The 7,732-nt window shown below is 52.4% G+C and carries 8 protein-coding genes; 4 read left to right on the top strand and 4 right to left on the bottom strand.

From position 1 onward, the window contains the following. The 4 genes from arnD to arnB form a co-directional block, all read right to left on the bottom strand. Positions 1-810: 4-deoxy-4-formamido-L-arabinose-phosphoundecaprenol deformylase (gene arnD, locus RTY00_RS15480; RefSeq protein WP_312665047.1), on the bottom strand; the 810-nt coding region annotated here is incomplete at its 3' end. After that, positions 807-2,786: a bifunctional UDP-4-amino-4-deoxy-L-arabinose formyltransferase/UDP-glucuronic acid oxidase ArnA gene (gene arnA / locus RTY00_RS15475; protein WP_312665046.1), complete on the bottom strand. Its 1,980-nt coding sequence runs from the start codon at positions 2,784-2,786 to the stop codon at positions 807-809. The genes arnA and arnD, both read right to left, overlap by 4 nt. Further along, a complete protein-coding gene (arnC, locus tag RTY00_RS15470; RefSeq protein ID WP_008107434.1) occupies positions 2,783-3,769 on the bottom strand; it encodes an undecaprenyl-phosphate 4-deoxy-4-formamido-L-arabinose transferase in 987 nt (328 codons plus the stop codon). The genes arnA and arnC overlap by 4 nt, the downstream gene beginning before the upstream one ends. Position 3,770: 1 nt before the next feature. Next, entirely contained in the window at positions 3,771-4,907 is a 1,137-nt protein-coding gene (gene arnB / locus RTY00_RS15465; RefSeq protein WP_312665045.1) for a UDP-4-amino-4-deoxy-L-arabinose aminotransferase, read from the bottom strand. A 401-nt stretch (positions 4,908-5,308) separates the two neighbouring features. On the opposite strand from arnB, the gene RTY00_RS15460 reads away from it, so the two are divergent. The 4 genes from RTY00_RS15460 to RTY00_RS15445 form a co-directional block, all read left to right on the top strand. Continuing rightward, on the top strand, positions 5,309-5,518 hold the full coding sequence (locus RTY00_RS15460; RefSeq protein WP_008107438.1) for a hypothetical protein: 210 nt from the start codon (positions 5,309-5,311) through the stop codon (positions 5,516-5,518). A gap of 434 nt (positions 5,519-5,952) precedes the next feature. Further along, positions 5,953-6,390: a hypothetical protein gene (locus tag RTY00_RS15455; protein ID WP_312665044.1), complete on the top strand. Its 438-nt coding sequence runs from the start codon at positions 5,953-5,955 to the stop codon at positions 6,388-6,390. A 5-nt stretch (positions 6,391-6,395) separates the two neighbouring features. Then, positions 6,396-6,896 carry a type II secretion system protein N gene (locus RTY00_RS15450; RefSeq protein ID WP_312665042.1) on the top strand — a complete coding sequence of 167 codons (501 nt, stop codon included), beginning with the start codon at positions 6,396-6,398 and terminating at the stop codon, positions 6,894-6,896. A gap of 11 nt (positions 6,897-6,907) precedes the next feature. Further along, positions 6,908-7,732 (top strand): secretin N-terminal domain-containing protein (locus tag RTY00_RS15445; RefSeq protein ID WP_312665041.1); only part of this gene is annotated, 825 nt, incomplete at its 3' end.

Here is a 7,732-nt window from a genome sequence, read left to right as displayed (position 1 = left end):
GAGATCGTCGGGTAACAAGGCGCTGAGTGGACAAAACTCAATGTCCTGCTCTTCCGCACGTTTCAGCAGATCGGCGAATGCCTTAAGTCCGACAATCCCTTCCACTTCGGCATGAATGGTGTAGACCGGCGAACCTGTTGCAGCATGGATCTGCTCGAGAATGAAGTCGTTAAAACCTTCCGCGCTTACCGATTGTCCCACCACTTCATCCCAGGTGGGCAAGGTCACCGGAATTTGTACCGTGCCGATGCTGCCATCGCTAAGAATGGGCAGAAATGGCCCAGTACCTCGGCAATCACTGTTATAGCTGAAGCCAAACTGTTGCTTGGCAGCCACTACGCGACCATCCGCCCGCCAACCCGCCACGGCTGAACAGGTGACGTTGTCACCAATAATCGCTTCAAGCGCCTGTTTCCCGCGCGCAATATGCTCAACCAGTTTCTCTTGCGGCCACACGCCCGCCCAGGTTTGCCAGGCAAAGTGATCCCACGCATGTAAACCGACTTCGTGATGATCGGCGGTAGCACTGATGATCTCCTCCAGACCTCGACCAATTTCGCGTCCCGGCCACGCGGTGCCGGCAAGCAAGATATCCCAGCCGTAAAGAGATGCTGCGCGCGAACGCAGCATTTTCCACAGGAAGCGCGGTTTTAACAGGCGCCACAAGTGGCGCCCCATATTGTCCGGTCCAACACTGAAGAAAAAACTGGCCTGCAGCTGATGCAGACTGAATTGCTCCAGTAGCGCCGGCACCCCGAATTGGGTGCCGCGCCAGGTATCTACATCGACGCGCAAACCTACTTTTTTCATGGCTTATCCTGCAGCTCAACGGTGCGCAGGAAGAAGTCCAGCGTGTTATCGATGGTGGTATCCATCTCGACGGTTGGCGTCCAGTCGAGCAGACGACGCGCGTTTTTGATCGACGGCTTGCGGTGTTCCACGTCCTGATAACCTTTACCGTAATAGCTGCTGCTTTCTACTTCACGGAATCCGGCAAATGGCGGGAAGTTGCTGCGCAGCGGATGGCGTTCAAAACTCGCCAACAGACGCTCGGCCAACTCTTTGATGCTGGCTTCGTTATCCGGATTACCGATGTTGACGATCTGACCATCGCAGTTGTTCTGCTTGTTCTCGATGATGCGGAACAGCGCTTCAATGCCGTCACGAATATCGGTGAAGCAGCGCTTCTGTGCGCCGCCATCGATCAGCTTAATCGGTGAACCTTCCACCAGATTCAGGATCAGTTGCGTAATAGCACGAGAGCTACCGATACGTGCAGCGTTCAGGTTATCGAGGCGCGGTCCCATCCAGTTAAACGGACGGAACAAGGTAAAGCGCAGCCCTTCTTTCTCACCGTAAGCCCAAATCACGCGGTCCAGCAACTGCTTAGAAACGGAGTAGATCCAGCGCTGTTTGTTGATCGGCCCAACAACCAGATTCGAGTGATCCTCATCGAAATGTTTGTCAGTACACATACCGTACACTTCGGAGGTCGATGGGAAGATGATGCGTTTTTTGTACTTCACGCAGTCACGAATGATTTTGAGGTTCTCTTCAAAATCGAGTTCGAACACGCGCAGTGGATTGCGGGTGTACTCAATCGGCGTGGCAATCGCCACTAATGGCAGCACCACATCGCACTTCTTAATGTGATATTCGATCCATTCTGAGTGAATGCTGATGTCGCCTTCGACAAAGTGGAAGCGAGGCTGATCGAGGAAACGGCTGATGGCATCAGAACCGATGTCTAAACCGTATACTTCAAAGTTATCATCCTGCAGCAGACGCTCAGTGAGATGGTTACCGATAAAGCCGTTCACGCCGAGGATCAGCACGCGCGTACGACGTTTTACCGCTGCCACCGGCTGAGAATAAAGCAATGCGCCCTTCACCATGCCGAGGTTTTGCGCCAGCTGGCTGCCGTTCATGAAGACGCCGTTATCGCTTTGACCGGTCATCACTTCCAGCGCACCTTCACCGCAAGCGATGAGGAACGGCTCTACGGACAATACGGTGCCTGGTTTGGCGTGGTGATCAATGTTGTGCACGCGGCTTTTCCACACCACGAATTTTACCGTTCCGGCGAAGGCAAACGCGCCCGGCCACGGATAAGTCACAGCACGCACCAGGTTGTTAACCGTCTGCGCCGGGGCTTCCCATTTGATGCGACCATCTTCCGGTGTGCGACGACCAACAACAGTGGCTTCACTTTCGTTTTGTGGCGTGGTGACGATATCACCCCGTTTTACCGCCGGTAACGCGCCATTCAGTACTTCGGTGGCGCAGGCCACCAGTTTGCGATGCAGCGTTAATGCGTTGTCTTGCTCGTCAATCGCGACGCGCTGTTGCGCCACGATGTCACCGGCATCGGCGCGTTTCACCATGCGATGCAAGGTTACGCCGGTTTCGGTTTCGCCATTGACCAGCACCCAGTTCAGCGGTGCGCGGCCACGGTATTTTGGCAGCAGCGAACCATGCAGGTTAAAGGCACCCAGTTTTGCGCAGTTGAGGATGCTGTCGTTCAGCAGAGCACGATAGTAGAAGGAGAAGATGTAATCCGGTGCCATGGTTTTAATACGATCGACCCACAGCGGATGATTCACATCTTCCGGCGCATAGACCGGAATGCCCTGCTCAGCGGCTAAACGCGCAACGGAGTCAAAAAAGTGGCTCTCAGTTCCTGTGTCTGAGTGGGTAAAAATAGCGCTGATTTCATAACCAGCGTTCAGAAGTGCAGAAATACCCGCACAGCCCATTTCGGCGTAGGCGAAGACGACAGTTTTCATTGCTCAATTTCCTGTACAGATGAGGCTTTTTGCTGTGGGTGAATTACACGTTGGATGAAGTAGCGCGGACGGGCGCGCACGTCGTTGTAAATGCGGCCGATGTATTCGCCGAGTAACCCCATGCCGATAAACTGCGCACCGACAAAAATAAACAGCACGGCGAACAGCAGGAACACGCCGTCGCCGGCCCAGGCAGCGCCGAGGAACAGGCGCAGCACTATCAGAATCAGCGAGAAGGCAAACCCGGCCAGCGCAATCAGGCTGCCGACGATACTCAGCAGACGCAGCGGCGTGGTGGTGAGGCAAGTCACCAGGTCATACATCAGGTTAATCAGCCGCATAAAGCTGTATTTTGAATCGCCAAACTCGCGCTCGGCATGCGCCACCGGCAGCTCAATGGTGCGGCGCGCAAAGGTGTTGGCGAGGATGGGAATAAAGGTGCTGCGTTCGTGGCAGTTCAGCATCGCATCAACAATATGACGGCGATAAGCGCGCAACATGCAGCCGTAATCGCCCATCGCTTTGCCAGTCACGCGCTGAATCAGGTGATTGATGGTGCGTGAGGCGCGACGACGGAACCAGCTGTCCTGGCGGTTCTGGCGCACGGTACCCACCACGTCGTAGCCCTGCTGCGCCGCTTTCACCAGGTTCGGGATCTCTTCCGGCGGGTTTTGCAGATCTGCATCCAGCGTGATGATCAAATCGCCGCTCACGTGGCTAAAGCCCGCCATGATCGCCGAGTGCTGGCCGTAATTACGATTGAGTAACACGCCAACCACATGGCTGCCCGGCATATCCGCAGCGTCAGCAATCATCTCACCTGAGCGATCGCTGCTGCCGTCATCAACCAGCAGAATCTCGTACTCCAGACCTAATTCCGCGCAGGCCGCATCAGTACGACGCACCAGCTCCGGCAGGCTCTCCTCTTCGTTGTACACCGGGATCACCACGGAGACTTTACGAATGGCTTTTTCTTCCAACATGTCAAACTCCAGCGATCTGACGCAATGCGCTAATGACGCGCGTGACATCTTCGTCGCGCATATCAGGGAACAACGGGATTGAGCAAATGCGATCGCTATTCCATTCGGTGTGCGGCAGTGAGAGCTGCGGATAGCGTTCGCGGTAGTATTTGTGAGTGTGTGCAGCACGGAAATGCAGACCGGTGCCGATATCCTGCGCTTTAAGTGTTTCCATTAATGCATCGCGGGTAATGCCGCATTGCGCTTCATCGACACGAATAATGAACAGATGCCACGCATGCTGATGCGCCCATTCTGGCTGCGTCAGCGGCAGAAACGGCGTATCCGCCAGTTCGTTGAGATAACGTTGCGCAATCGCCGCGCGGCGTTCATTGATGGCGGGCAATTTTTTCAGCTGCACCAATGCAATGGCAGCGCTGATATCCGGCAAGTTGTATTTGAAGCCCGGCATGATCACTTCCGCCTGCGGCTTGCGGCCATGCGTGTGGCGATCGTAAGCATCGACGCCGAGGCCGTGGAATTTCAGGCTACGCATGCGGTCGGCCAGCGCCGCATCATCGGTCACAATCAAGCCACCTTCGGCGCAGGTCATGTTTTTGATGGCGTGGAAGGAGAAGATCGCCGTGCCCTGTTGGCCAACGTGCTTGCCTTTGTAGTAACAGCCCGCAGCGTGCGCGGCGTCTTCAATCACCGGAATGCCATGACGCTCACCGATGGCGCGGATGGCATCCAAATCGGCTGGGACGCCCGCGTAATGCACCGGAATGATGGCGCGCGTGCGCGGCGTGATCGCTGCTTCAATCTGCTCCGGCGTCACCATTAAGGTGTCGCGATCGATATCGATCATCACCGGCGTCGCACCGAGCAGCGTGATGATGTTAATGGTGGAAACCCAGGTCAGAGACGGCGTGATCACTTCATCGCCGGGCTGAATATTCAGCGCCAGCAGCGTGACATGCATCCCTGCCGTGGCGGAACTGACGGCAATCGCATGCTGATTACCGGTGAGCTGGCAAAAAGCTTCTTCCAGTTCAGCATTTTTCGGGCCCGTAGTAATCCAGCCTGATTCAAATACTGCTTTTACCGCAGCTAACTCTTCCTCGCCCAACGATGGACGCGAAAATGGAAGGGAAGTCATAAGTTTACCTTAACGTTTAACGCCTTGAGTTTCATGCATCAGGACCATATAAAAATGTGCAATCGATTGATACCACAACAACATTAAGTAACTTGCTGTTTAAACGTAGGTTAAACCGTATAAAATTGACAGCACAAACTGTTAACTTTCTAGGGCTCCTTAAAACACATTAGTAAGGCTTTTTTATCGCCTGAGGAAACAAGATACGCAGGAAAACTTAACTCAACATTAAATGGCTGAAACACAAGCTGGCTTTTTTCTTAAATGTTGAAGTTTGGTAGAAGAAAGTAGGCATGAAAAAGCTGTGGATTATTAACTATACTCTTCTTAAGGTTATGTTAAGGTTCAGATCCGAGACTATGTCCGGTTTTGGCTAATAAACGCTAAGTGGAGGAGTGGCAATGAGAACTGATAATGACCGACTGTCACAGGCTGCTTTGCGCCGTCATCACATTGGGATTAAAACCAAAGGGCTGCGCTATCGCGGCGATCTCTATGTGTTTCGATTTAATGCCGGGCAATATGATGTCTACCTGAATAACGACCACGTTATGTCTCTGGCGACCAGCAATGTGCAGGAAGCGATTCAGATGTTTAAGCAGCAGTCTTAATTCTTAACTCTTCTTATTTCTCCTTTAACTCTATATCTCAGGACGCTCTATTTGAGAGCGCTCTTATATTCTTAACGCCGCCAGACATTTACTTTACTCACGAATGCAATTTCATATGTGTTAATCCTCATTCGGTCTATTGACCTTTTAGGCTGAGGGAGATTCCCCTCAGCCATTTTTATTTACCAGGCAAATTATCATGAAACCAAAACACTCCCCTGCGCAGATATTTTCAACTCGTCTATCCGCATCCAAAAACGCTGCTTTTCTGCCGAACTCATCGACCATCTGCTTCCAATGCCGAATCACCAGATGAAAGGCAAGCGCTGCTACATCGTATAAGCGGGTGATCTTAAGATCATTCCGAGAGTGCTCTTATAGCTAATAGATTCTCATCTCATTATTTTAGCGAAAATTTCACAGAGACAATTCACATGATCACTGATGAACAGGCAAAGCTATTACTTACGTCCGGACAGCTTAATTATGAAGATATCCTGCTGTTGGACTGTGCCTATAATAAAATCACGCTACCCCAACAGTCGATAACGTTCTCTGTTAACGAAGCGCAAAAGCGTTTAATGCTCTGCATGCTGAATAAAATAAGCTGCAAACGCGAGATAATTAAAGTGGTCTGGAACGATAATCACCAACGTATTCGTGATAACAATTATCACCAGTTGGTGTTTCAGTTTCGCGCCCTGCTACAACGCAATGGTTTACCCGCAAACTTAATTGTCACGGTGCCCTATTACGGGTTAAAGCTCAATGAACCCTTATTGCGCGAACTGCACGGTTGTGAAGACGCTATGCCCGAAGAACCGCGTAAATTGCTGCCGCAACTGCTCTCCTTTGCGCGTTCGCTGTTCTAAGCAAAATGGATATTCGCGCAGTTGCTCATGCCTGTATTCAATGGCGACATCTTCTCATCTGGCTGCTCAGTGCGCTGCTGCTCCTCGCGGCGCTACTGCGACTGATGATGACGCTCACTGCAGGCAACGCAATCTCAATCGAACTGCCGCTATCGCCCGCAACAGCGCAGGACGCCCCGCGCGCATCAGTTTTGAATCTCGCGTTGTTCCGTGAAAAACAGGCGTGGTCGCCATTTGCGGTCAGTGAAATGGCCGCTGACGATGCGCGTCTGCGCGATGCTCCGCGCAGCACTTTGCCACTCAAGGTGATGGGCATTGTTCATCAACGTTCAGCTCATCAAAGTCTGGCGATTCTTGCAGACAATCAACTGCAGTTCACGGTGTCCAGTGATGATGCGCTGCCGGGATACGCCGCGAAAGTGGCTCGTATCTTCTCCGATCGCGTGATTGTGCAATATCGCGGCCACTACGAATCGCTCTTAATGGAATCAGGCAGTCCGCGATGACTGCATCAATTATGAAAAAATTTCTTTTGTTGCTCTGTCTGATGACGTTTGCGGTTCAGGCAGACGAGTATGACGCCAGTTTTAAAAACGCTGAAATAGGCGAGTTTATTAATACGGTGAGCAAAAACCTCAGGAAAACCATCATTCTTGACCCCAGCGTCAAAGGTCATATCAGCGTGCGCAGCCATGAAGTGCTGGATGAAGAGCAGTATTACCAGTTCTTTCTCAGCGTGTTGGATGTGTATGGCTTCTCGGTTCTCAACATGAAAAACGGCGTGCTGAAAGTGGTGCCGTCGAAAAATGCTAAAAGCGGCGTGATTCCCCTCTCCAAAAATGGCGAAATCCGCGCTGGCGATGAGTTGATTACCCGCGTGGTACCGCTGCAATTTGTCACCGCCAAAGATCTCGCGCCCCTACTGCGTCAGTTGAATGATGCTGCGGCAGGCAGCGTGGTGCATTACGATCCCAGCAATGTGCTACTGATGACCGGGCGCGCAGCCGTCATCGAACAATTGGTGGCGATTGTTGAAAGTGTTGATCTGCCGGACGATCACAGCGTGGATAAAATCATTTTAGACAATGCAGCAGCCCCGCAGGTGGCGGAGTTGCTGAACAACCTGCACAGCAAAGCCGCAGCCAAAGCCGTGGCCGATAGCCGAACCAATGCGTTATTAATCAGCGGTGAGGCGTCAGCCCGTCAATCATTGCTTGCGGCCGCGCGCGAACTTGATGCTAAGCAGGTACGGCGCAGCAATGCCAAAGTGATTTACCTCAAACACGCCAAAGCCGAAAACCTGCTGGAAGTGTTAACGGGTATCAATCCGCAAGGCGACACC

This window comes from Pantoea sp. CTOTU49201 (genome assembly GCF_032054795.1).
Taxonomy (GTDB): domain Bacteria; phylum Pseudomonadota; class Gammaproteobacteria; order Enterobacterales; family Enterobacteriaceae; genus Pantoea; species Pantoea symbiotica.
This window is presented reverse-complemented; position numbering and strand designations above follow the sequence as displayed.